The sequence below is a fragment of the Pseudoalteromonas sp. APC 3691 genome (assembly GCF_030408135.1).
Classification (GTDB): Bacteria; Pseudomonadota; Gammaproteobacteria; order Enterobacterales; family Alteromonadaceae; genus Pseudoalteromonas.
Genome location: NZ_JASDCB010000038.1, coordinates 1 through 21,684 on the forward strand (window position 1 = coordinate 1; position 21,684 = coordinate 21,684).

The 21,684-nt window shown below is 40.0% G+C and carries 20 protein-coding genes and 1 pseudogene; 7 read left to right on the forward strand and 14 right to left on the reverse strand.

Features of this window, described 5'->3' with window-relative positions:
• The 6 genes and pseudogenes from QL998_RS12750 to QL998_RS12775 form a co-directional block, all read right to left on the reverse strand.
• Positions 1-127, reverse strand: a pseudogene (locus QL998_RS12750) (IS5/IS1182 family transposase); the annotation flags it as partial.
• A 34-nt stretch (positions 128-161) separates the two neighbouring features.
• Positions 162-560, reverse strand: coding sequence for a hypothetical protein (locus QL998_RS12755; RefSeq protein ID WP_290192830.1), 399 nt, complete (start codon positions 558-560; stop codon positions 162-164).
• A 107-nt stretch (positions 561-667) separates the two neighbouring features.
• Entirely contained in the window at positions 668-1,072 is a 405-nt protein-coding gene (locus tag QL998_RS12760) for a DUF1801 domain-containing protein (protein WP_024605657.1), read from the reverse strand.
• A gap of 218 nt (positions 1,073-1,290) precedes the next feature.
• A complete protein-coding gene (locus QL998_RS12765) occupies positions 1,291-2,130 on the reverse strand; it encodes an alpha/beta hydrolase-fold protein (protein WP_024605656.1) in 840 nt (279 codons plus the stop codon).
• 382 nt (positions 2,131-2,512) lie between these two features.
• Complete coding sequence (locus tag QL998_RS12770) at positions 2,513-2,905, reverse strand: hypothetical protein (protein ID WP_290192831.1); 393 nt, start codon at positions 2,903-2,905, stop codon at positions 2,513-2,515.
• A gap of 208 nt (positions 2,906-3,113) precedes the next feature.
• Positions 3,114-3,518, reverse strand: coding sequence for a hypothetical protein (locus QL998_RS12775; RefSeq protein WP_007375644.1), 405 nt, complete (start codon positions 3,516-3,518; stop codon positions 3,114-3,116).
• Between the two features lie 268 nt (positions 3,519-3,786).
• Here QL998_RS12775 and uvrA point away from each other — a divergent pair, with 268 nt between their 5' ends.
• Entirely contained in the window at positions 3,787-6,339 is a 2,553-nt protein-coding gene (gene uvrA, locus QL998_RS12780; RefSeq protein WP_024605655.1) for an excinuclease ABC subunit UvrA, read from the forward strand.
• A 120-nt stretch (positions 6,340-6,459) separates the two neighbouring features.
• Here the strand turns inward: uvrA and QL998_RS12785 are convergent, their stop codons facing one another.
• On the reverse strand, positions 6,460-7,347 hold the full coding sequence (locus QL998_RS12785) for a haloalkane dehalogenase (protein ID WP_024605654.1): 888 nt from the start codon (positions 7,345-7,347) through the stop codon (positions 6,460-6,462).
• Positions 7,348-7,527: 180 nt separating this feature from the next.
• On the opposite strand from QL998_RS12785, the gene QL998_RS12790 reads away from it, so the two are divergent.
• Entirely contained in the window at positions 7,528-8,040 is a 513-nt protein-coding gene (locus QL998_RS12790; RefSeq protein ID WP_024605653.1) for a MarR family transcriptional regulator, read from the forward strand.
• A 72-nt stretch (positions 8,041-8,112) separates the two neighbouring features.
• Here QL998_RS12790 and QL998_RS12795 read toward each other — a convergent pair whose 3' ends face one another.
• The 4 genes from QL998_RS12795 to QL998_RS12810 form a co-directional block, all read right to left on the reverse strand.
• Positions 8,113-8,604, reverse strand: a complete 492-nt coding sequence (locus QL998_RS12795) for a DUF2798 domain-containing protein (protein ID WP_024605652.1) — start codon at positions 8,602-8,604, stop codon at positions 8,113-8,115.
• Between the two features lie 80 nt (positions 8,605-8,684).
• Entirely contained in the window at positions 8,685-9,302 is a 618-nt protein-coding gene (locus QL998_RS12800) for a LysE family translocator (RefSeq protein ID WP_024605651.1), read from the reverse strand.
• A gap of 71 nt (positions 9,303-9,373) precedes the next feature.
• Entirely contained in the window at positions 9,374-9,646 is a 273-nt protein-coding gene (locus tag QL998_RS12805) for a hypothetical protein (RefSeq protein WP_125825559.1), read from the reverse strand.
• Positions 9,647-12,109 (reverse strand): prolyl oligopeptidase family serine peptidase, encoded by a 2,463-nt coding sequence (locus tag QL998_RS12810; RefSeq protein ID WP_024605649.1) that lies wholly within the window; start codon positions 12,107-12,109, stop codon positions 9,647-9,649.
• Between the two features lie 166 nt (positions 12,110-12,275).
• Here QL998_RS12810 and QL998_RS12815 point away from each other — a divergent pair, with 166 nt between their 5' ends.
• The 3 genes from QL998_RS12815 (at position 12,276) to QL998_RS12825 (ending at position 15,840) form a co-directional block, all read left to right on the forward strand.
• Positions 12,276-13,271 (forward strand): LacI family DNA-binding transcriptional regulator, encoded by a 996-nt coding sequence (locus QL998_RS12815; protein WP_290192832.1) that lies wholly within the window; start codon positions 12,276-12,278, stop codon positions 13,269-13,271.
• On the forward strand, positions 13,268-14,497 hold the full coding sequence (locus QL998_RS12820; RefSeq protein WP_024605647.1) for a glycosyltransferase family 4 protein: 1,230 nt from the start codon (positions 13,268-13,270) through the stop codon (positions 14,495-14,497). Before QL998_RS12815 ends, QL998_RS12820 begins: the two co-directional genes overlap by 4 nt.
• 116 nt (positions 14,498-14,613) lie before the next feature.
• Complete coding sequence (locus QL998_RS12825; protein ID WP_002960134.1) at positions 14,614-15,840, forward strand: threonine/serine exporter family protein; 1,227 nt, start codon at positions 14,614-14,616, stop codon at positions 15,838-15,840.
• A gap of 549 nt (positions 15,841-16,389) precedes the next feature.
• On the opposite strand, the gene poxB is transcribed toward QL998_RS12825, so the two are convergent.
• Positions 16,390-18,114 (reverse strand): ubiquinone-dependent pyruvate dehydrogenase, encoded by a 1,725-nt coding sequence (gene poxB, locus QL998_RS12830; protein ID WP_024597229.1) that lies wholly within the window; start codon positions 18,112-18,114, stop codon positions 16,390-16,392.
• A gap of 316 nt (positions 18,115-18,430) precedes the next feature.
• Here poxB and QL998_RS12835 point away from each other — a divergent pair, with 316 nt between their 5' ends.
• Complete coding sequence (locus QL998_RS12835) at positions 18,431-20,086, forward strand: RluA family pseudouridine synthase (RefSeq protein WP_290192833.1); 1,656 nt, start codon at positions 18,431-18,433, stop codon at positions 20,084-20,086.
• 1 nt (position 20,087) lies between these two features.
• On the opposite strand, the gene QL998_RS12840 is transcribed toward QL998_RS12835, so the two are convergent.
• Entirely contained in the window at positions 20,088-20,306 is a 219-nt protein-coding gene (locus QL998_RS12840; RefSeq protein WP_024597227.1) for a DUF6500 family protein, read from the reverse strand.
• A 363-nt stretch (positions 20,307-20,669) separates the two neighbouring features.
• On the opposite strand from QL998_RS12840, the gene QL998_RS12845 reads away from it, so the two are divergent.
• On the forward strand, positions 20,670-21,095 hold the full coding sequence (locus QL998_RS12845; RefSeq protein ID WP_008134499.1) for a hemerythrin domain-containing protein: 426 nt from the start codon (positions 20,670-20,672) through the stop codon (positions 21,093-21,095).
• A 94-nt stretch (positions 21,096-21,189) separates the two neighbouring features.
• Here the strand turns inward: QL998_RS12845 and QL998_RS12850 are convergent, their stop codons facing one another.
• Positions 21,190-21,603 (reverse strand): hypothetical protein, encoded by a 414-nt coding sequence (locus QL998_RS12850; protein ID WP_290192834.1) that lies wholly within the window; start codon positions 21,601-21,603, stop codon positions 21,190-21,192.
• Between the last annotated feature and the right edge of the window lie 81 nt (positions 21,604-21,684).

The following is a 21,684-nucleotide window of genomic DNA, read 5'->3' on the forward strand; positions in this document are numbered from 1 at the left end:
TGCGCATCTTATACAGTATGCCTTCGAGCGTTTTTCTATGGTCGGGCTTATTATAAATTCGACCACTTAAGTACATTACTTTTGATAAGACATTCCATGTCCCGTCTGTTAACATTAATCTTGGCATGTAGGTTCGGTGTAAAGTTTTCTGGCGAATTCAATTATACCTTATCTTCATGCTGTTTGTTTTTCATACCACAAAGATCAACACGCCCTAGTTCATTTCGAGCACCTAGTTCACTAGGTTTAAATGTTTTGCTTACTTCTAGCGCCCTAAATATTTTTCTAGTATCACGCCCCATAATGACAAAGCCATAATCATTATCGATTGCATCTCTAAAAACAGTTGCTAGAATTTTTTTATCGTATGCAATAAACCACTGTTTTTCATCTGCTGTACTTCTCGCCATAGGATGACGTGAAAAACAAAAAGCATCAAATTGACGTCTAGAAATACTCCTCACTCCTGATGGCAACTTAACTGCCTCATCAGTTTTTTTACGTCTCTTTTCAAGCCTCTTCTTTCTTTTCTGATCTCGAGACAACTTAGCTTTTGCCATCAAATACCTCTGAACTCAATTAAAAATATAACTCCACCTTAAGCGACAAAATATTGTTGGCTAAAATATTGAACGGAGTGAAAATAGCCAACTGTATTTTGTGATCTTCACGCGCCTAAAAGAGGTAAATGTTTACGCTGCTGATAGGTTAGAGCTAACTCTAAACAGGACTTGATTGCTGTTTCTGGTAACACTTGCGATAAGGACAGAACTATTGATCTGTTTCCCTGAAACACCAGTTCTTCACCATACAATTCTCTAAATGTATCGACTAACTTAGTTTGGCAATTAAAGAACAGGTAATAATTATTAGGAGATTTCAGCTTCCAGTCCATTCTTAGCGGGCTGCCTGTTTTTACACTATAGCTAGGTTCACCCCATTTTAGAGTTTCATCGACTTCACCCAGCTCCAAATCAGATGCGATTTGAAAGACTAGATTTCTTAGCTCCTCTAGCCTAATACGAGCATTTTCCGGATATTCATCAAAGCGTTCTTTGACTACCTTGTTCACTGGAACCTCCTATTCACATAACGAGCCTGTAGAATAACTCCAACAGCCAAAATCAATTAAAAAACTAGCTCCTGCAATTAGTTCTAAGCGTTTTTAGAGCATTAGGTAATGCATTTGGGACCCATAAAACAGGATGTTTTTCTTAAAAAAGAGTAATTCTACAGCCTCAACTTTGAAATAAGGGACGCAGCAGGCGGCTTAATTTTTTGTTATACACATCACTGCTTGGTGGTTGACATAAGTGTCTTAAGCCCATTGTACCAAGCTAAAAAAGCAACGGTACCATGAGTCTCATTTTTAAAATATTGTTGCTCCGAAATAGCATCATTATTATCAATTACAGATGAAGCAAAAGTAGCACCCCATCTATAATTGGTCAGCCCGATATCTCCCAAATGAGAATTGTTTGCGAAAGCAAAGTAAACTCGAGAATTGAAATTTATATCTCTATTGCCGGCGTTCAATGCCCGATTTAAGTAATCATTATCCCATAGCGATGTGGGATCTATGATTAAATAATCTGTAAATACAGATGGTGACTCTATAAGAGTGTTTGCTGCGAACAAACCGCCAAACGACTCACCAACTAACAATCGCTTGTTGGACGTCCTATATGCAGTGTCAACGGCGGGTATCAACTCTTTTTCAAGAAATTTAGCGAACTGATTAGCGTTTCCTGTTTGCTCGAATGTTTCCAAAACGCGGTCTTTAAACTTCCACTCTATAATCGATGACGGAGTTAAGTCACGAGATCTATTTGTATTCGGAATGGCAATTACGATAGCTTCTTGAACCTGATTCTCCAGCGTTTCTGTACTTAAGGATTCAAGTACACCGACAAACCCTTTAAATCTATGGATATCGCCGTCAAGAAGATAAATGACAGGGTAGGTATTTTCGCTTTTTTCGTAAGATGGGGGTAAATAAACCATATAAGGTCTATTCTCAGCCATGATCTTCGATTCTAACGATGTGGATGTGCCTAATAAAATTGAGTCATCCGCGAATACTGGCAAGGTAAATAACAAGATTGAGAACGCCGATACCAAATTTTTCATACTAACTTCCCTGATGTGTATAATAATTTTATAGTGCGCTCATCGCGCATATTTCTTCCGACTGAACGCTCATTTATCTACTTTATATAGTTTTAACAAATAACCTAAAGCATTACTACCACTAAGTTTTCTAAAACTTTAAAGAAAAATTAAATAGAATAATATGCGCTCAGCGCTCATTTTCATGAATATATGCGCAAAGAGCAGTTTAACCAATCAATTAACAACAATATTTAGCCTCTTTCAATGACCGCTTATCGCTCTAAGCCGACTAATGGATACATGCAATTTGCAGATACTCAATACTTTAAAAAGCCTTTGCTATATACCAAGCTGAAGGGTAACTCCAACTGCACACTATTTTTGCGATTATAAGAGCTTGTTATTCTGTTTTTAAAACCATACCTTTCGATTGGGCAAATATTACTAGCGCAAATACTATTTCGGTTATCCCGCCAATAAAGGCGCCGATTACAAAATTGGCATTTAATACAATACACAACATGCCAAAAAACATAAGCGAAGCACCTAAAATCCAGTACACTTTCATGCCATATAATGTGTTGAAAACTAAATAGCGAACACCAATTATCATCAGCATTATTGAATAAAACCATTCAGCTTGAAGTTTTGCTACGTAAAACGCTAAAAACAAACCAACAAATAAAATAATAGTGCTTTCTAAGGCCAATTTACCTAATGGGTTTTTAGGGTCATGATTGCCAGAGCGTTTAAGAGCTTTTGAAAGTAGCATGGCTAAAGGATGTATAAACATACCACCAAAAAACAAAGTAAGCATACTCGATTGATTTTAATGCAGTAATGCGACAAAGCCAGCTATACACCAAACCAAGCCAGACACTAATACACCGGTTCCACCACCGAAGTATGCGAGGTTCATATTTTGTTGCGCATCTTCAAACTTCATAAAAATCCTTAATTTTAGAAATATCCCTAATTTAATATTATCGCATCTTTATTAGTTACAAATCGTTACTCGAATACACACTTAAAATAGGGAACTTATAATCGGCAAACGATACAGTTACCGATTGTGTTTCGTTGCCTTTAAAACCGAGTTTAAATTCCATTGGCATGAATCGGCTGCCGTCAGCAAAAAGTGCAAGTAAGTGCTCCTCGCCTAATTCGCGATTGCCCGACGATAAGTTAGTTAGCGTTATAACAGCCCAGCGTTCGCCCTCTTCATTGCTCATTAATACATAATTAACGATTTTAAAATCCCCTTTTTTAGGGGTTATGTTGCTATCGTTTGCAAAAGATAAGTGCATGCTATTTGGTACTGCACGGTCAACATTTAGCGCTTTAATAGAGTCGGCTTGGGTTGCCCACGAAAGCACCAATAAAATGATCACTAAGGCTTTATTCACTGTTAGTTCCTTTTCATTACCTAGTAAAATACCTAGTAAATTACGTAACAAATTACATAACAATAACTGTTTAAATTATATTCGCATTCCATACCTATTATGTAAACAAACAATCATCGCAATTTTATCCAGCGCTTTGGCTGCGCCACTACAGACTAAGCGCTCATTCAGTGTGCTTGCGCTACTTTAGGGTAATACCGAGTGATAAGAGTAAATAATTCAAAGCTAACTTAAAGTAAAAAGCGCGATTAAACAGGAGTATAAACGTATGGCAAGCACACATAAAAACTCAACAATGGATTTATCTGATCCCAGTAACAGCATTCAAGTAAGAGGGGCGCGCGTTCACAACTTAAAAAATATAGACGTTGATTTACCTCGTAACGCATTGGTTGTTTTTACAGGGATATCGGGCTCTGGAAAATCGTCGCTTGCTTTTGGAACGCTGTTTGCTGAGTCGCAGCACCGTTATCTTGATTCAGTATCGCCTTACGCCCGTAGGTTGATAGATCAAGTTGATGAGCCCGATGTTGATTCTATTGAAGGACTACCGCCTGCCGTTGCTTTGCAGCAGCAACGCGGCGCGCCCTCGGTTCGCTCATCCGTTGGCAGCATAACAACTATTTCTAACGCGCTACGCATGCTTTACTCTCGTGCTGGCGATTACCCAGCTGGGCAGAGTATTTTATATGCCGATGCGTTTTCCCCTAATACGCCACAAGGTGCGTGCCCAGAATGTTCAGGAATAGGCCGAGTATTTGAAGTAACCGAAAAGCTACTTGTGCCAGATGATACAAAAACTATTCGCCAGCGCGCCATTGAAGCGTGGCCACCAGCATGGCAAGGTAAAAACCTAAGCCGTATTCTTACTTCCCTTGGTTATGATATAGACACACCTTGGAACAAACTTTCTAAAAAAGCACGCGATTGGATTTTATTTACCGACGAAACACCTACTGTGCCGGTATACCCAGATTACACCTATGAGCAAACACAGAATGCGATAAAAAATAGCGAAGATCCAAGCTACATGGGAACTTTTTCAAGCGCTAAACGCTTTGTTTTACAGTCTTTTGCTACTACCCAAAGCCCGCGTACTAAAAAGCGCGTATCGCAGTTTATGCAAATATCGCAGTGCCCTACTTGCCAAGGTAAAAAATTAAAACAAGCATCGTTAAGTGTTAAATTTGCAGGGCTCGATATTGGCGAGCTATCTCAACTTACATTAAACGAACTTGCTAAAAAACTAAGTAACGCCGCCAGCACCAAAGTAAATAAGAATACAAAAAATCCAGAGCAAGCCATTGTTACGCAGCGCATTGCCAGTGACATTCTCACTCGTATTGAAGCACTAACCATGCTTGGTTTAGGGTACTTGTCGCTTGAGCGTACAACGCCAACGCTCTCACCCGGAGAGCTACAACGGTTGCGACTTGCCACACAAATCCGCTCTAAATTATTTGGGGTGGTTTACGTGCTAGATGAACCTTCAGCGGGTTTACACCCTGCCGACACACAAGCACTTTTAAAAGCGCTTGATGAGTTAATAGCGGCTGGCAATTCTGTATTTGTTGTTGAGCACGATGTCAGCGTTGTTAAACATGCCGATTGGATTGTTGATGTAGGCCCTGATGCAGGAGTGCATGGTGGCGACATTATTTACAGCGGCCCTGTTGAAGGGTTAAGAAAAATAAAAAATTCGCACACCGGTCGCCACCTTTTTGCTAAAAACGCCAGTCAAGAGTCTACTCAAAACAGCGCGCAAAAAAAGGAGCAAAGGCAGCCAAAAGCGTGGTTAAAATTGGCTGATGTTGAGCGTAACAATCTTAAAAAACTCAATGCAGAATTTCCACTGGGTGTTATGACAACCGTTACTGGGGTTTCGGGATCTGGTAAATCAAGCCTAGTAAGCCAAGCGTTAGTAGAGCTTGTTTACGAAGCGATCGGGCAAAAAGTAGTAACACAAGCGCCAACCGACGAAGCCGACTTACTCGAACAAGAGCTGCAAACACACACCAGCGGAAAAATCATTGAAGGTATAAATAATATAAGCCGCCTGATTACCGTAAATCAAAAAGCGATTGGCCGTACCCCTCGTTCAAACTTAGCTACCTATACGGGTTTATTTGATCATGTGCGTAAACTATTTGCTTCAACCCAAAAAGCAAAAGAGCGCCGTTACGATGCCGGTCGTTTTTCGTTTAATGTAGCTAAAGGCCGTTGTAAAAACTGTGAAGGCGTTGGCTTTGTAAGTATAGAACTGCTGTTTTTACCAAGCGTTTACTCACCTTGCCAAGTGTGTCATGGCAAACGTTATAACGAGCAAACACTTGAGGTTACATATCGTGATAAAAACATAAGCGATATTCTCAATTTAACGGTTGAATCGGCGCATACCTTTTTTGAAAATGAGCCTGCAATACTTCGAGCACTCGATGCACTTATGCAAGTAGGTCTTGGGTATTTGCGTTTAGGGCAACCTGCTACCGAGCTTTCTGGCGGTGAAGCGCAACGTATTAAATTAGCCACCGAGCTGCAACGTGCGCAGCGCGGCAACACGCTTTATGTTCTTGATGAACCAACCACAGGGCTGCATCCATCGGATGTATCAATGTTAATGTCGCAGTTAAATAAATTAGTTGATGCTGGCAATACCGTTATTATGGTTGAACACGATATGCAAGTAGCCCGTAATAGTGACTGGGTAATTGATGTAGGCCCTGGTGCTGGTGAAGAAGGCGGCTTAATTGTAGCGCAAGGTTCACCCGAAAAAGTGGCAAGCGTAAAGGCGAGTAAAACCGCACCATTTTTACTTAAATAGTTAATAGATGACGCTTTTAGTTGTATAAAAGCGTCATCTATATATGGTAGTTAACGCTGAAAATAACAGCTTGAGATAGATTAATTATCCAAAGTTCAGGTTTACTAATACATCCTGTTTTTATCTTGGTAACCAATCTGAAATAGCTTTACCTATTTCGTGCGGTGAATCCTCTTGAATATAGTGAATACCGCTTACGGTTACCTCAGTTAGGTTTGGCCATGTGCGCACAAAATCTCTTGCGTAACCAACTAAAAAAGCACCCGGTTCAGCATTAATAAATAGCTTTGGAATATCGTGAGAGTTAGCTAAATAGCTCGCATAGCTTTTAACTAAAGCCACGGTATCGGCAGGCTCTCCAGCAATGGGCAGTTGGCGAGGCCCTGCTAAAATTGCACGGCGATCTTCTCCTGCATTTATAAAGGGTCTGCGATACTCATCATGCTCTGCTTGCGTTAATTTGCGTGCAATGGTCGCTGGTAATATTGTTTCAATAAAAAAGTTGTCATCAAGCACCATTTTTTCACCCTCAGCTGAGCGCATAGTGCCAATAGGGCCGTGCAAATCTTTAGGAAAATCGTCCCATGTTGGAAAGTCAGTAACAATTGCTTCCATAAACGCAATTGCTTTTACAGCATCACGATGTGTATTAGCCCAGTTAAAACCAACGCCTGAACCCCAATCGTGCAGCACCAAGGTAACGTTATTATTTACACCCAACGCTTCTAAAAGTGCAAATGTGTATTTGCTGTTTTCAGCAAGTGAGTAGCTGCCTTCATGGGTGTTATCTAACTTTTGTGAATCTCCTAATCCAATCATATCGATAGCAATTAAACGCCCTTTTCCTTGCAAATAGGGCATAACGTTTCGCCAAAGGAAGCTAGATGTAGGGTTACCATGTAAAAATACAATAGGATCACCTTCGCCTTCATCTATATAAGCCATTTTTTTATCTAATACAGTTTTAAACTTTTTTGCATAACGTAATGTTTCTGAATCATTCTTCATTTAATTATATCGCTTTATTTAACTGATGAGCTGGCGGTAAATCCTCGCTCATCTAATTTGTGTAATATTCGAAGTAGATTAACTAATTTCGAGTTAATATACATGACTGAGTCACACAACAAATGAAAGCGCTTAATTTGTCACTATATTTATATGATCGAATCACATATAATTAAATTTATGAAAAATGAAAAATATATATCAAATTTAATCGGCACGTTTGCTACTTCTGTTTCTAATGACATTGAAAAACAGATTGCCGAATTAGGCGGGCGAAGCCTAAGCCACGAAGCGGCACTGGTCACTATTTACAATCATCCTAATGAAACCATTGATGTACTAAGCAAGGTTTTAGGCTTAACGCATTCTGGTGCAGTTAGATTAATAAATACACTTGAAAAAGAAGAACTTGTAGAAAGGCGAAAGTCAGTAAAAGATGCCCGCTCTGTTGTTTTATGCGTAACGGATAAAGGTAGCCAAAGAGTTGAACTAGTACTAGGCAGCAGAGAAACAGCCACCTCTAAAATACTAAACAACTTTAATGATGAACAAAAACAAAGCTTTTTAAGTTTGATAGAAATAGCACTTGGCAGCCTAACAACCGAGCAGGTAGAAGCACGTAAAATATGCAAATTATGTAACGAAGGTGTATGCCGTAAACAAGGCTGCCCGGTAGAAAACTCAATTAAGTAACTAATTACTTCATGCATCTGCCCACTATAAACGTATTAAATTATTTGCTTTAATACGTTAGCGCTCAAAGTGTTAGCTCTTTAAAAAGCGTTCTATTTTAGGTTTTACCGTAACCGACATTATCAGCATTATAGTTAAACCTATTGGTAATGCGGCTAATAACCCTTCAGTCCATCCAGTTACAAATACACGCATATCTGCATAGCCAATATTATTAGTAGCGGTAACAAACGCCATCACCGACTCCATGATCAGCGCCATAAAAACACTAATAACTAAATTACGTTTTAGCTCACTGCTATTAGGTAATAACTGGGCAACTAGCTTATGCATTAAGGTCATCATTACAAAACCAACAGGCGCCATAACCAATACTGCACTTATAAATGAGGTAAACCAGTCGGCATAAAAATGCTCTGTAACACCCACATTCACATAAGTCATAATGCCAGTTAGAGTACCGCCAATTAAGGTAATAATACTTACCATAACCAGTATTTTATAAATTACAGGCGTTTTTTTAGGCTCAACCATTACTGGGTTTGCTGATACGGGTGTACTCATTATTGGGCATGCCTTAAGCGTTAAATAGATGACAAAATCAACTACAGCAAATTAATTGATAATATCAACTACTTTTTAAGCTAACCAAAAATAAGCCAAATTCCAACTAATCCCATTAAGCTACCAGCAATACGGTTCATCCACTTAATATTATCGCCACGGGCTAAAAATAAACGTAGGCTTTTACCACCTGTTGCATAAGCTAACATACTTAAAAGCTCGGTGGTCATTATAACGCCAAGCAATACTAAAAGCTGAGGGGCTACTGCATGCTCAACATTTATAAAGGGCGGTAATAGTGAGATCATAAACGCCCACCCTTTAGGGTTAGCAATTGCGGTTACAAAACCCTGAATAAATAACGACTTCCGACTTACGTCATTTGGTTTTGAGGTATCAACCGACATTTTGCCTTTGGCTCGCCACATGTTAACGCCAATGTAAATTAAGTACGCACCGCCTACCCACTTTAAAATGGCAAATGCATCTGGGTAATTTAGCATTACGCTTGCAACGCCTAATACCGCAGCTATGGCAACACTTGCGACACCTAACAGCTCACCTATCATCATCCATAATGTGCGGCGCACGCCAATGCTCATACCGAGTGTCATGGCAAGGGTCATACACATACCTGGCGTTATCGACACAAAAAAGAAGGTAGGAATAAAAACCGCAAGTGCTGCTACATCAATCATTAATTTACTCTCATATTAAAAGCAAAAACGCGGCTATAAGTAGCCGCGCTGTTGCTTACTCATGTTTATTACTATTGCCCAGTACTTACCACGGGTTCAGTAATAACCTCTACTGGCTCTGCTGTACCATTTAACAAATACTTATCTAACCACTGTTCTTGTTCCCACAATACATGTAATAAGCTTTTACGCGCACGGTAACCATGTGCTTCATAAGGGAGCATTACTAAGCGAGCATCTTTACCTAAACCTTTTAGCGCTGCGTACATGCGCTCACTTTGCATTGGGAATGTTCCGCAAGATTGAGGGTGGGTCTTCTTGCACTCCACTGTATGTGTAAACATCTATTGCCCAGTACTTATCACGGGCTCAGTAATGACCTCTACTGGCTCAACCGTATCACTAAGCAAATACTTATCTAACCACTGTTCTTGTTCCCACAACACATGTAATAAGCTTTTACGCGCACGGTAACCATGTGCTTCATAAGGGAGCATTACTAAGCGGGCATCTTTACCTAAACCTTTTAGGGCTGCGTACATGCGCTCACTTTGCATTGGGAAAGTGCCAGAATTAGGATCTTCTTGACCGTGGATCATTAGCATTGGTTCGTTAATTTTTTCAGCATGGAAAAACGGCGACATATTAGCGTACACGCTTTGTGCTTGCCAAAAATCACGCTCTTCTCCTTGAAAACCAAACGGTGTTAATGTGCGGTTATACGCGCCACTGCGGGCAATACCTGTTTTAAATAAATCGCTATGAGCCAATAAGTTAGCAACCATAAATGCACCATACGAGTGCCCTGCTATGGCAATTTTGTCTTTATCGGCAATACCTTTTTTAACTAATACATCAACAGCTGCTTGCGCGCTTGATACTAGCTGCTTTCTAAAGTTATCGTTTGGCTCGCTGCCATCAATACCCACTATTGGCATTTTAGGATCGTCAAACACGGCAATACCTTTAGCAAGATAAGGCATAGGACCCCAATAGCCAATGTAGGTAAATGCATAAGGCGATTCGCGTACTTGTGATGCTACGGCTTTATTTTTGTATTCAAGTGGGTAAGCCCACATAAGCACAGGTAACGGGCCTTGTGTTTTATCGTACCCTGGTGGTAAATAAAGCGTGCCCGAAAGCTCAACACCGTCGTCGCGTTTATAACGTAATTGCTCTTTAGTTACCCCTTTAAAGGCAGGATACGGGTGCTCAAATGTCGTTAACTGCGTTAGCGTGTCGTTGCCTAAATCGCGTATAAAAAAGTTAGGTTGCTCAGTTTTAGATTCACGAATAGTAATAAATCGCTCACCTTCGTCGTCAAGCAGTGCGCGTACACGCTCGTAGTATGGCGCTTTTGATTCCCATAAACGCTTGCTGCTATTTGTTTTAACATCGTACCTATCTAAAAACGGGATATTACCTTGCTCTGAAGCTCCATTACCGCGAAGGTAAATATAACGCCCGCCTACAATTTTAATTACGTTTGCGCCTAAATCATTGCGCTCGTAAATTGCATTACCAGGGTCTTTGTACGCGTCGTTGTAACTACGCTCTGAAAATAAAACGCGATTTCTGTCGGCATTTCGTGGTTGTACTATATAAGTACGTACTTGACGATCGCTAAAGCGCCAATCACTAAGCATTGCTACGTTTTCGTTGCCCCACTCCATTCCCGCATAACGGCGTTCTACTTTGGCAAATAATTTAGGCTCGCGTTTAAATGGTGCACGTAAGCTGTAAACATAATCATGATGCTCAACGTCGGTTTTCATGTCGCCGCCATCTTGCGCCTCGGCCCAAATAACTTCAGCGCCTTGATCAGCTCGCCATTCAAAATCACGGCGGCCAGTGCGTACACTGTCGTAACCTTGTGGAATATTATCGGCAAGTGGCTGTTTTGCCAGCTCTGCTAATGCATAGCCGCGCATGCCCCATATTTGCCACGTGCTTGCAAAGCGGCTGTAAGGCACTTGATACGAAAACGGCTCATTAATACCGGCAACTAAAATATTGGTAGAATCAGGTGATACCGAAAACGATTTAAATAAAGAAGGGCTACCTATTGCTTGAGTGTTGCCATCAAGCGTTATGTAAGCCAATTGCCCTTGGCCGTAAAACTTAAACTGTGATTCATCAAACGGGCTGGATAATAAATTTTGGTAAGTACGTGCTGGCGCTTTTTCGCCAGTACTTTGTTGAATAACAGGCACTACATTTTGGCTGTTATTTTCAAGCCTTGGTTTACCAAAATTAACAGCAAGATTTGCAACAATGGCGCTGCTATCTGGCAGCCATTTATATGGCGATGCAGTTAGTACCGAATTTAACGCAGCACTAGTTAACTCTTTTGCTTGTTTGGTTTCAACGCTGTAAAGCCATAAGTTGGCTTGGGTTGGTTGCTCAACAACAAAGGCTAAATATTTACTATTAGATGACCATTTAGGTGAGCGGATAATGCCATTAGGTAAGTTATTAATACTAATAACCGACCCGCTTTGAACATGCTTTAGCTCCACAGCACTAAATTTGGCACTCACACGAGAGCGCGAAAAATTAGCGGGGTTTAGCTTAATACCAGCAAGCTTAAGCTCTTCTTTTGCAAGTTCATCAAGGGTAACTACACGTTTGCTTTCAAAAAGCGCTAGCCACTGGCCATCGCTCGATAAGTAACTAGTGGGTGCTAACTTAGCGTCAACCAATGCTGTAAGTTCGGGTGATGGGGTTTGATAGCCCTGCTCGGCGTAACTTGTTGGGACTAATGCCACACAACAAATAAAGGCAACTAACAGCCTAAAAGCGCTCATGTTTTTATCCTTTTGTTATTTTTTACTCTTATAGGCGTATATAAACACGTTTTGCTTTGTTCATAAAGTATTAAGGTAAGTTAAACACCTCTAAAAGATGACTTAATAGTGCTGATTAAGCTAAACTACAGCGCTATTTATTCACCACTGCGGTACTTAAAATACAATGCATAACAAAGCCAAATCAGTCACCATTTTTGATGTTGCAGAGCGTGCTGGTGTATCAAAATCAACCGTATCGTTGGTGCTTACCCAAAGCGATAAAGTGGGCAATAAAAGTAAACAAAAAATACTCAAAGCGATAGATGAGCTAGGGTACGTTTATAATCGTGATGCCGCTGCTATGCGCTCAAAACGCTCTAACTTAGTGGCCATAGTAATAAATGATTTAACTAACCCAGCTATGGCACACCTTGCTACCAGCTTACAACTTTTGTTAAACGACAATGGCTTACAAGCCATGATTGTAAGCTGTAATAATAGTCTTGAGCTACAAGCAAACGCAGTTAAAAACTTAAAAGAATACAACGCAGCTGCATTTATTATTTGCCCCGTTGCTAATACTCGCCCCAAATGGCTTGATGCGCTCAGCGCGCAACACAAAGTAATTACCTTAATGAGTGAAGTGCCCTTTAGCGCAGCTCCGTGTGTATTACCCGACTATAAAAAAGCCAGCCACGTAGCCAGTATGCATTTACTCGCACAAGGCGTGACAAACATAGCATTTATAGGCAATGAACTTACTTTAAGTGATTCACAAGCACTGCAAAGTGGCTTTAATACCGCATGCGCGCAGCACAGCATTACACCATTAGCACCCATTGACTGCGCAGTAAACACAGTCCTTAGCGCTAAAAATGCATTTATAGAAGCATATAAACACAACCCCACATTAAACGCAGTGGTGTGTGCAAACGATATTATTGCTCAAGGTGTTATTGCCGCTATTAACTCATTAACTCATCACTCTATTAAAGTAGTGAGTTGCCACCACATTCCTAATAGCGCGGTTATAAATAATCACTTAACCACCGTAGCTATTAGTACAACTGATATAGCTAAGCGGTGCCTTTTAATACTGCAAGAGCTACTACAAAATACAGCCCCGCCAGTAAAAACACTGGTAAATGTAAACTTACAAATTAGAGATTCTAGCCAATGAAAAAAGTGCTGGTAATTGGCTACGTATGGCCAGAGCCAAATTCGTCTGCTGCGGGAACGCACATGATGTCGTTATTAAATGCATTTAGAGCGCAAAACTGGGACGTTGAATTTGCAACGCCCGCGCAGCGCACCGATCATATGGTAAACCTTGACGACTTTGGTATAACCAGCCAAAGCATTGCACTAAACTGCGACAGCTTTGACGAATACGTTAAAGCCTATAACCCAGATATAGTCATGTTTGACCGCTTTATGATGGAAGAACAATTTGGCTGGCGCGTCGATAAACATTGCCCAAATGCGATTAAAATTCTCGATACCGAAGATTTACAATGTTTGCGTAACGCTCGTCACGAAGCGTTTAAAGGTGAGCGCGAGTTTACAACCAGCGATTTACACTCAGACATAGCAAAACGAGAAATTGCCGCTATTTTACGCTGCGACCTAAGCTTAATTATTTCAAGTTATGAAATGAGCCTGCTAAACAGCGTATTTAAAATAGAGCCAAGCTTATTACACCATTTACCATTTATGGTCGATTTAAGCTCATTACCTACAAGTACAAAAACGTTTGAGCAGCGCCAGCACTTTATGACCATAGGTAACTTTAGACACGCGCCAAACTGGGATGCTGTACTTTACTTACAAAAAATATGGCCACTTATTCGCAAGCAACTCCCAAAAGCAGAACTACATATTTATGGCTCTTACCCACCACCAAAAGCCACGGCACTAAATAACCCTAAAACAGGGTTTTTAATAAAAGGCTGGGCCGATAATGCGTTTGATGTAATGCAAAGCGCACGCGTATGTTTAGCACCACTGCGTTTTGGTGCAGGCATAAAAGGTAAATTGCTTGAAGCCATGATTATGCAAACACCCAGCGTTACCACTAATATTGGTGCAGAGGGCATGCATAACGATTTACCATGGCCTGGTAAAATAGCCAACACTGCCGACGATTTTGCCAATGCTGTTGTTGAAATGTACACCAATCAAAGTGACTTTGAACAAGCGCAGCAAAATGGCAACACGCTCCTTAATACGCTTTACGATAAAGCACAATTGAGCACGGTGTTAATTAAAAAAATTGATTCAATAAGTAGCGATTTAGAGGCTCATCGCGAAAAAAACTTTACAGGCCAAATGCTCAAACATCATACAATGCGCAGCACTCAATACATGTCGCAATGGATAGCTGAAAAAAATAAAAAATTAGATTAAAAATGACTAGACACACACCAATTAGTGTTTAAAATCGCGCCCATCAAACGTGGGCAGTTTTAGCTGTATTGTCTATATTTTTAGCTTAGTTATCGCAATATTTGGTCCAAAAAGATTTGAAAACTGCAACCTTTACAGAAAAACGCAAATTTATCGTTAAATTGGGTAAAATGCTTCACAAGTATGGTACGCCTGCTTACCGCCTAGAAGCCCACCTAATGGAAGTGGCTACATATTTAGGACTTAAATCGTCGTTTGTTATGTCGCCAACTTCGGTAACGTTTGTTATTTGGACTGATGGCCACGAAGACGAGTACACCCACGTTGCGCGTGTAGACCCTGGCGATCACGATTTAGGCTCACTTGCCGACACCGACGACCTTGTAAACCAAATGCTTGACGACAAGCTAACTTTACAAGAAGTTGACGCCCAGCTAGATGCTATCTACGACATGCCAAACCCATACAATAAACTTGTTACGGGCGTTGCCTTTGCAACTTCTGGTGGTGCGTTTGCAATGTTAATGGGTACTAGCTGGACTGATGTTATTTGGTCATCGCTTCTTACTTTAGTTGTTTATTTGTTTGTGCTTTGGTCTGGGCGCTCAAAACGCGTAGCCCATATGCTTGAGCCATTGGTAGCCATAATATCGGCAATACTTGCGTGTGCAGTAAGTGTGTATATAACACCTGAAATAAACATACGCTTGGTGGTACTTTCAGCCATTATTGTATTTATACCCGGTTTAGCACTTGCGCTTGGCTTAGCAGAGCTTGCAGCGCGGCATTTAGTGTCGGGTACAGCAAGAGTCATGGACTCGTTTATGCTGTTATTTAAACTCTATTTTGGCGGTTTTATTGGCATAGGCATTGGCTTTGCACTCTTTGGGCAAGCTGACTTTGTACAACCTGAGCCATTACCAAAGTGGACCGCATGGCTGGCTATATTTTTACTTTGTAGCAGCTTAATCGTTATTTTTAGAACCAAACTTAAGCACGCTGTGTGGTCTATAGCATCAGGCTTTATAGCGTACGGCACCAGTATTGGCTCGGCTATGTACCTTGATTACACATTAGGTACGTTTGTGGGTGCTTTGTCGGTGGGTATTTTTAGTAACTTGTTTAACCGCGTTGCTAATGCGCCGGCCTCTATTGTGGCCATGCAAGGCTTGATTGTATTAGTACCAGGTAGCAAAACCTATATTGGCTTAAACTCACTCATTGAAGGCCAAGACTTTATATACGCAGAGCATATAGGCCAGCAAACGTTTTTAATATTTATGTCGCTCGTTGCAGGACTAATATTTGCAAACGTAGCCCTACCGCCTAAAAAGAGTTTGTAAGTGATACTGAGCGCTCGCTTTACTTTAATTGAGTAAAGCGAGTAAAACATTAAACTAAAAACAACTACCAAGTAGCAATTGAGGCCAATGCTAAATGTTTTAGCTCATTACATTGCACTTGAGTCAAACTCAAAAACCTCATAGTGATTCCAACGTAAAAACAGTTCAGCGCTTTCTAAATAACCTAAACTCTGGATAATAAATCTATCTCAAGCAGCTATTTTCAGCGCTAACTGCGTTGAATTTACTTGCAATAGGCTAGATATTTGCGTATTCACTGGTGCGTAAACTGCTTTGCTGAGCTTGAATAAGCCATAAAACAGCCAGCGACAGTAAAACCGATTTCCATTTCATTATTGCTCTGTTCCCTCTATGAGTAGAGGTATTTTATGCGTGCTTTTATTAATTTAATGATAAACCATATATGGTTTTCTATTTCGGTTCAATCACTTACAAACAGCAGCCTTAGCTTATTAATAATAAAAGATGATAGTGAGGATTATTACTTGGCACTTCCCTATTGAGCTAAAATACTCAATAGGGAAGTAACTAGCGTGACCAGTTAGTTTTGGCAAGCTCTACAATCTCGTTTCCTTTGCCGTTTATCAGCGCCTTCATCATGTAAACACTAAAGCCTTTTGCTTGCTCTAATTTGATTTGCGGTGGCATTGAAAGCTCTTGTTTTGCAGTATCGACTTCTAAAACAACAGGTCCTGAGTGGTTCATCATCTCGTTCATTGCCGATGGTAATTTTTCAGGGTCATCCACATGAATCCCTTTTAAGCCGCAGGCCTGTGCAATGTTAGCAAAACTTGGGTTTTCTAAATCGGTATCGCTTGATAAAAACCCACTGGCTTTCATTTCCATAGCCACAAAACTAAGTGAGCGATTATTATAAACAACAATCTTTATTGGTAAATTAAGCTGCTTAAGTGAGATTAAATCCCCCATTAACATCGAAAAGCCACCATCACCACACATTGCAATGACTTGGCGGTCTCTATCAACAGATTGAACCCCCATTGCCTGCGACATCGCATTTGCCATAGAGCCATGATTAAACGAGCCAATTAAGCGACGCTTACCATTCATTGATAAATAACGCGCAGCCCACACTGTTGGCGTACCTACATCACAAGTAAAAACAGCATCGTCAGCTGCTTGCTCGTTGAGTAAACGCGTTAGGTATTGCGGGTGAATTAAGTTTTGCGAGGTTTTGCCACTGGCAAGTTCATCAAGATCTTGTCGAGACTCTTTGTAATTTTTAACACATTTTTGTAAGTGCGAACTTGTCCGTTCACCTTTAATATAATCAAGCAGTGTGGCCACTGAGTTTTTAGTATCCCCTAACACGCCACAGTCAATTTGCACGTGTCGCCCGAGTGACGCAGCCTGATTATCAATTTGCAATATGGTGGTATTTTCGGGATAAAAAGCACGATAAGGAAAACTAGTACCAATCATTAATAACGTATCGGCTTCTTGCATTGCATGATAGCCCGATGCAAAGCCAATAAATCCGGTCATACCAACATCGTAAGGATTATCGTATTCAATAAATTCTTTACCGCGCATGGCATGCACTATCGGTGCTTGTAATTTTTCGGCTAGCGCAACAATTTCGTCGTGGGCATCCTTACAACCAGCACCACACAATAAGGTTACTTTTTTACTTTTATTAAGATGAGTCGCCATTGCTTCAATATCAGATAAAGCGGGGGTATAAGTTGCTGGCTTTGGCACGTTCCATTTCGGCTTAATAGCTTTAGGCATATCTTTTAATGCAATATCGCCAGGTAGCACAAGTACACTCACGCCTTTGTTTAGTATTGCTTGTCGCATTGCTGTTTCTAGCAGGTACGGCATTTGCTCAGGGCTCGACACCATTTCACAATACACACTGCATTCTTTAAATAATTCTTGCGGATGGGTTTCTTGAAAATAACTACTGCCAATTTCAGATGAAGGAATATGTGCGGCAATTGCTAATACTGGTACATTATTGCGCTGACAATCAAATAAGCCATTAATTAAATGAAGGTTACCTGGCCCGCAAGAACCCGCACACACCGCAAGCTCGCCTGATAAATGTGCTTCGCCACCAGCTGCAAATGCGGCAACTTCTTCATGTCGCGTACCTAGCCATTCAATTGTTCCCATTTTTCGCAGACTTTCACTAATGCCGTTAAGTGAATCGCCAGTTACTCCCCAAATACGTTTTACGCCTGCTTGTTCGAGGGTTTTAGTGATAAAACTTGCGATATTTTGACTCATAATATAGAACTCCTAAATATTCAGTTATTCTGTAAATTGATTTTTCGTCTCTGATCTATCAGGTAAGTCATCGTTTCGAAATGCGCTCAATTATTGAGAATCGATAAGCTTAAATATTTTGATAATGATAAATATATTACTACTGAGACTTTACTAACAAACGCCTATGCTTGCTGCGACCCCATACTGATACATAAAACATGAATGTCCGCTTTAAAGTGTTTATGAATATGCGGGTGCGAGATTTTTAGTGGCTTAACTATGAATATGTTATTATGCGCTCAATTATTTTACTGAATGCTTTTCTCTTACTTCTATGTCAAATTCTGCTTCTTGCTTTACATTATTTTCTCAAAATATTGATGCTCTCGCGCTTCCTGAAAAGTTTACTTTCCCTTTTTATTACGAGCCGCAACCATTAGCTGTAGCAGCCACTAAACAATTACAGCAACAGCTTGAAACGTTAGCGCATTTAAAAGCAGAAAATGCAGGTAAAATGTTTGGGGTTTTAGTGGTGCAAAATGCTAAGCAACAATTAGGCTTTTTAAGTGCTTATTCGGGACAAATTGAAGGTGATAAAGGTAATATTAGCTTTGTGCCGCCTGTTTCTAGCATGCAACTTCAAGACGATAGCTATTTGGCTCAAAGTAAAATAATTAACGATATTAATGCTCAAATTGAGCAATTAGAAAATAGTGAACAACTGCTTGAAGTTAATAGCAAACTTGATGATGCAACACAGAGCTACCAGCAAGCGCTATTAGCTCAACAGGCAGTAATGCAAGCCGGTCGTCAGCAGCGAAAAATACAACGTACCGAAGGCAAATTAGAACTTAGCGAAAGTGATTTTGAGCAGTTAAAAAATAAGCTTGCAGGGCAAAGCATCGTAGAAAAAAAGCAACTGCTGGCACTTAAATCCTATTGGCAAAATATAATCGAGTCACTGCAGCAAACACACATCAATATTTCTAATGAAATTGCTCATTTAAAAAAGCGCCGTAAAACACTTTCTAAAAGCTTACAAATAAAGCTATTTGCACAGTACCAATTTTTAAATGCAAATGGTGAAACTACAGATTTAAATGCTATTTTTGCAGCATTACCTGAGCACACTCCTCCTTCGGGTGCTGGCGATTGTGCAGCGCCTAAATTATTACAATACGCCTATAAACATGACTTAAAGCCACTTGCTATGGCAGAGTTTTGGTGGGGAGCAGCACCTAAATCAGCAATTAGGCAGCATAAGAATTACTACCCTTCTTGTTACAGTAAATGCCAACCAATACTTGGGCATATGCTAAGGGGTTTAGATGTTGAAGATAACCCGCTACTTATCAACCCAGCTCAGGGTAAAGATTTAAGTATTGTTTATAAAGATGACGACTTACTTGTGGTAAATAAGCCCGCTGAGTTTTTATCAGTGCCTGGCGTTAATATTGATGACTCAGTTTATATGCGCATAAAAACGCAGTTTCCAGAGGCATCAGGGCCACTAATTGTACACAGATTAGATATGTCGACTTCTGGGTTATTGATGATTGCACTTAATAAACGCGTGCACAAAGCACTGCAAAAGCAGTTTATTGAACGCACCATAGATAAACGTTATGTAGCATTAGTTAATGGTAACGTAGCTGAGGATAGCGGAGTAATTGATTTGCCCTTAGTGCTAGACTTTGATGATAAACCGCGCCAAATGGTGTGTTACACACACGGTAAGCAATCACTTACTACCTGGCAGGTTTTAGAGCGTAACAACAATATTACCCGATTACAGTTATACCCTAAAACAGGGCGAACTCATCAATTAAGAGTGCATTGTGCGCACAGCTTAGGTTTAAACATGCCAATTATAGGCGACACACATTACGGGCAAAAAGCCGAACGATTACATTTACATGCAGAATACTTAGCATTTACTCACCCTAATACGCTTAAACGATTAGAGTTTGAAGTAGCCGCAGATTTTTAAGCTAAAGCCCATCTAAGATCATTTGTTTGATGGTCTTTGCTTTTACAAAATGATCTAATTTATGGGTGTGTATCCACCAAGTAGCAGCATCCATAAGTAGCTCTGGATCGTCGTTTTTATTGGCAAAAAATGCATAAAAAGAAAGCCCTACATTTTCTCCTTTAACTGCTATTTTTTTATCGCATACGGTAATTATTTTTGCTCTTAGTTCTTCTTTCATATGTACCTTATTAAACAAACTATGCTCTGGATTATAAATCTATCTCAAGATCTTTATGGGCATATTTACTTTTAGCCACCGTTACAAAAAATTAAAAAAGAACGTACTGATAGTATCAAAGAAAGTATCATTTTTTCATCTTTTTTATTTGCGCGCTATTTTATTAACTACCTTAACTCCTCCAACACATCAGTAAAACTAAAGCCTGAAAATATTGCATGAGCGTGCTTGTAAAACTTACAGGCCGCATACTCCTACGAGCAAACGAACAAATATAAACTAATTTAATTCAACAAGTTAAATCATGGCATTTAGCTTGCTTCAATATTTGTAAGCAATTAAAGAGCAAGTAAAGGACTAGTTATGAATATTTTTGAAGCACTACGTCATGACCATGACAAACAACGAGAATTGGTAGATGCGCTTATTCAAACACACGGCGACACAGAGCAGCGCCACACGCTAATGGATGAGCTAAAAACAGAATTAGAAAATCACGCAAAATTTGAAGAACGTTACTTTTATAACCCACTTATGTTTGATGACTTAACTCACGAAAAAGCGCGCCACAGCGTAGCTGAACATCACGAAATTGATGAATTAATTGAACAACTTGAAGATACCGAAATGAGCTCGTCTGCATGGTTAGTTGCAGCTAAAAAGCTACACCATTTGGTACATCATCATTTAAGTGAAGAAGAACACGAAGTGTTTCAATTAGCGGGTAAAGCACTTACCGAAGGGCAAAAAGAGAGCCTTGCTGAGCAATACAACGACGCAATGCATTAGTTGCATAACATGCAAACCGACTTCCACACACTCCCTGTGTACTTATTGGTTATAAGCCTTATGGCTTATAACCAATTTTTTTGCATGTACTTTATTACTTTACAGTAAATTTCACGTCTTGGTCGCGTAATAAGTAAAGTGCAAAACACGCAGCCCACATTGGCCATGCAGTAAAGAATAATAAGTTATTAAAGCCATCTATGTACTGGTTGTAAGAAGAAAGCGTAGATAAGCCATGCATTACAAAAATGATACCGTACGTTATACGCTTTTTAATACCTGCTAAAAATGCTAAAACAAGCACTAACTGCACCGCACCAATAATGTAAGCCACTATATCTGTAGAGCCACTAATACCGTAAAAATGTTCAAAAATACGTGCGCTATGCCCAGGATTAACAAACTTATCGAATGTCCACATAACAATTACAATAAACACGCCTAAACGCAAAGATAAAAGTGACCACTGCAAACGGTTTTGCACATCAGAATTCATTGAACCTGTCATAAAATTTCCTTAAATGAATATTAATAAACGTAGAAGTAACCTAGACCGTATAAGTTGTTTTTTATTTCAAAAATTTTTAAT

Coding starts and splice junctions, on each gene's coding strand:
- QL998_RS12755 (WP_290192830.1), bottom strand. CDS start 560: ATGGCAAAAGCTAAGTTGTCTCGAGATCAGAAAAGAAAGAAGAGGCTT.
- QL998_RS12765 (WP_024605656.1), bottom strand. CDS start 2,130: ATGAAAAATTTGGTATCGGCGTTCTCAATCTTGTTATTTACCTTGCCA.
- QL998_RS12770 (WP_290192831.1), bottom strand. CDS start 2,905: ATGTTTATACATCCTTTAGCCATGCTACTTTCAAAAGCTCTTAAACGC.
- uvrA (WP_024605655.1), top strand. CDS start 3,787: ATGGCAAGCACACATAAAAACTCAACAATGGATTTATCTGATCCCAGT.
- QL998_RS12785 (WP_024605654.1), bottom strand. CDS start 7,347: ATGAAGAATGATTCAGAAACATTACGTTATGCAAAAAAGTTTAAAACT.
- QL998_RS12790 (WP_024605653.1), top strand. CDS start 7,528: ATGAAAAATGAAAAATATATATCAAATTTAATCGGCACGTTTGCTACT.
- QL998_RS12795 (WP_024605652.1), bottom strand. CDS start 8,604: ATGAGTACACCCGTATCAGCAAACCCAGTAATGGTTGAGCCTAAAAAA.
- QL998_RS12800 (WP_024605651.1), bottom strand. CDS start 9,302: ATGATTGATGTAGCAGCACTTGCGGTTTTTATTCCTACCTTCTTTTTT.
- QL998_RS12805 (WP_125825559.1), bottom strand. CDS start 9,646: ATGTTTACACATACAGTGGAGTGCAAGAAGACCCACCCTCAATCTTGC.
- QL998_RS12810 (WP_024605649.1), bottom strand. CDS start 12,109: ATGAGCGCTTTTAGGCTGTTAGTTGCCTTTATTTGTTGTGTGGCATTA.
- QL998_RS12815 (WP_290192832.1), top strand. CDS start 12,276: ATGCATAACAAAGCCAAATCAGTCACCATTTTTGATGTTGCAGAGCGT.
- QL998_RS12820 (WP_024605647.1), top strand. CDS start 13,268: ATGAAAAAAGTGCTGGTAATTGGCTACGTATGGCCAGAGCCAAATTCG.
- poxB (WP_024597229.1), bottom strand. CDS start 18,114: ATGAGTCAAAATATCGCAAGTTTTATCACTAAAACCCTCGAACAAGCA.
- QL998_RS12835 (WP_290192833.1), top strand. CDS start 18,431: ATGTCAAATTCTGCTTCTTGCTTTACATTATTTTCTCAAAATATTGAT.
- QL998_RS12840 (WP_024597227.1), bottom strand. CDS start 20,306: ATGAAAGAAGAACTAAGAGCAAAAATAATTACCGTATGCGATAAAAAA.
- QL998_RS12845 (WP_008134499.1), top strand. CDS start 20,670: ATGAATATTTTTGAAGCACTACGTCATGACCATGACAAACAACGAGAA.
- QL998_RS12850 (WP_290192834.1), bottom strand. CDS start 21,603: ATGACAGGTTCAATGAATTCTGATGTGCAAAACCGTTTGCAGTGGTCA.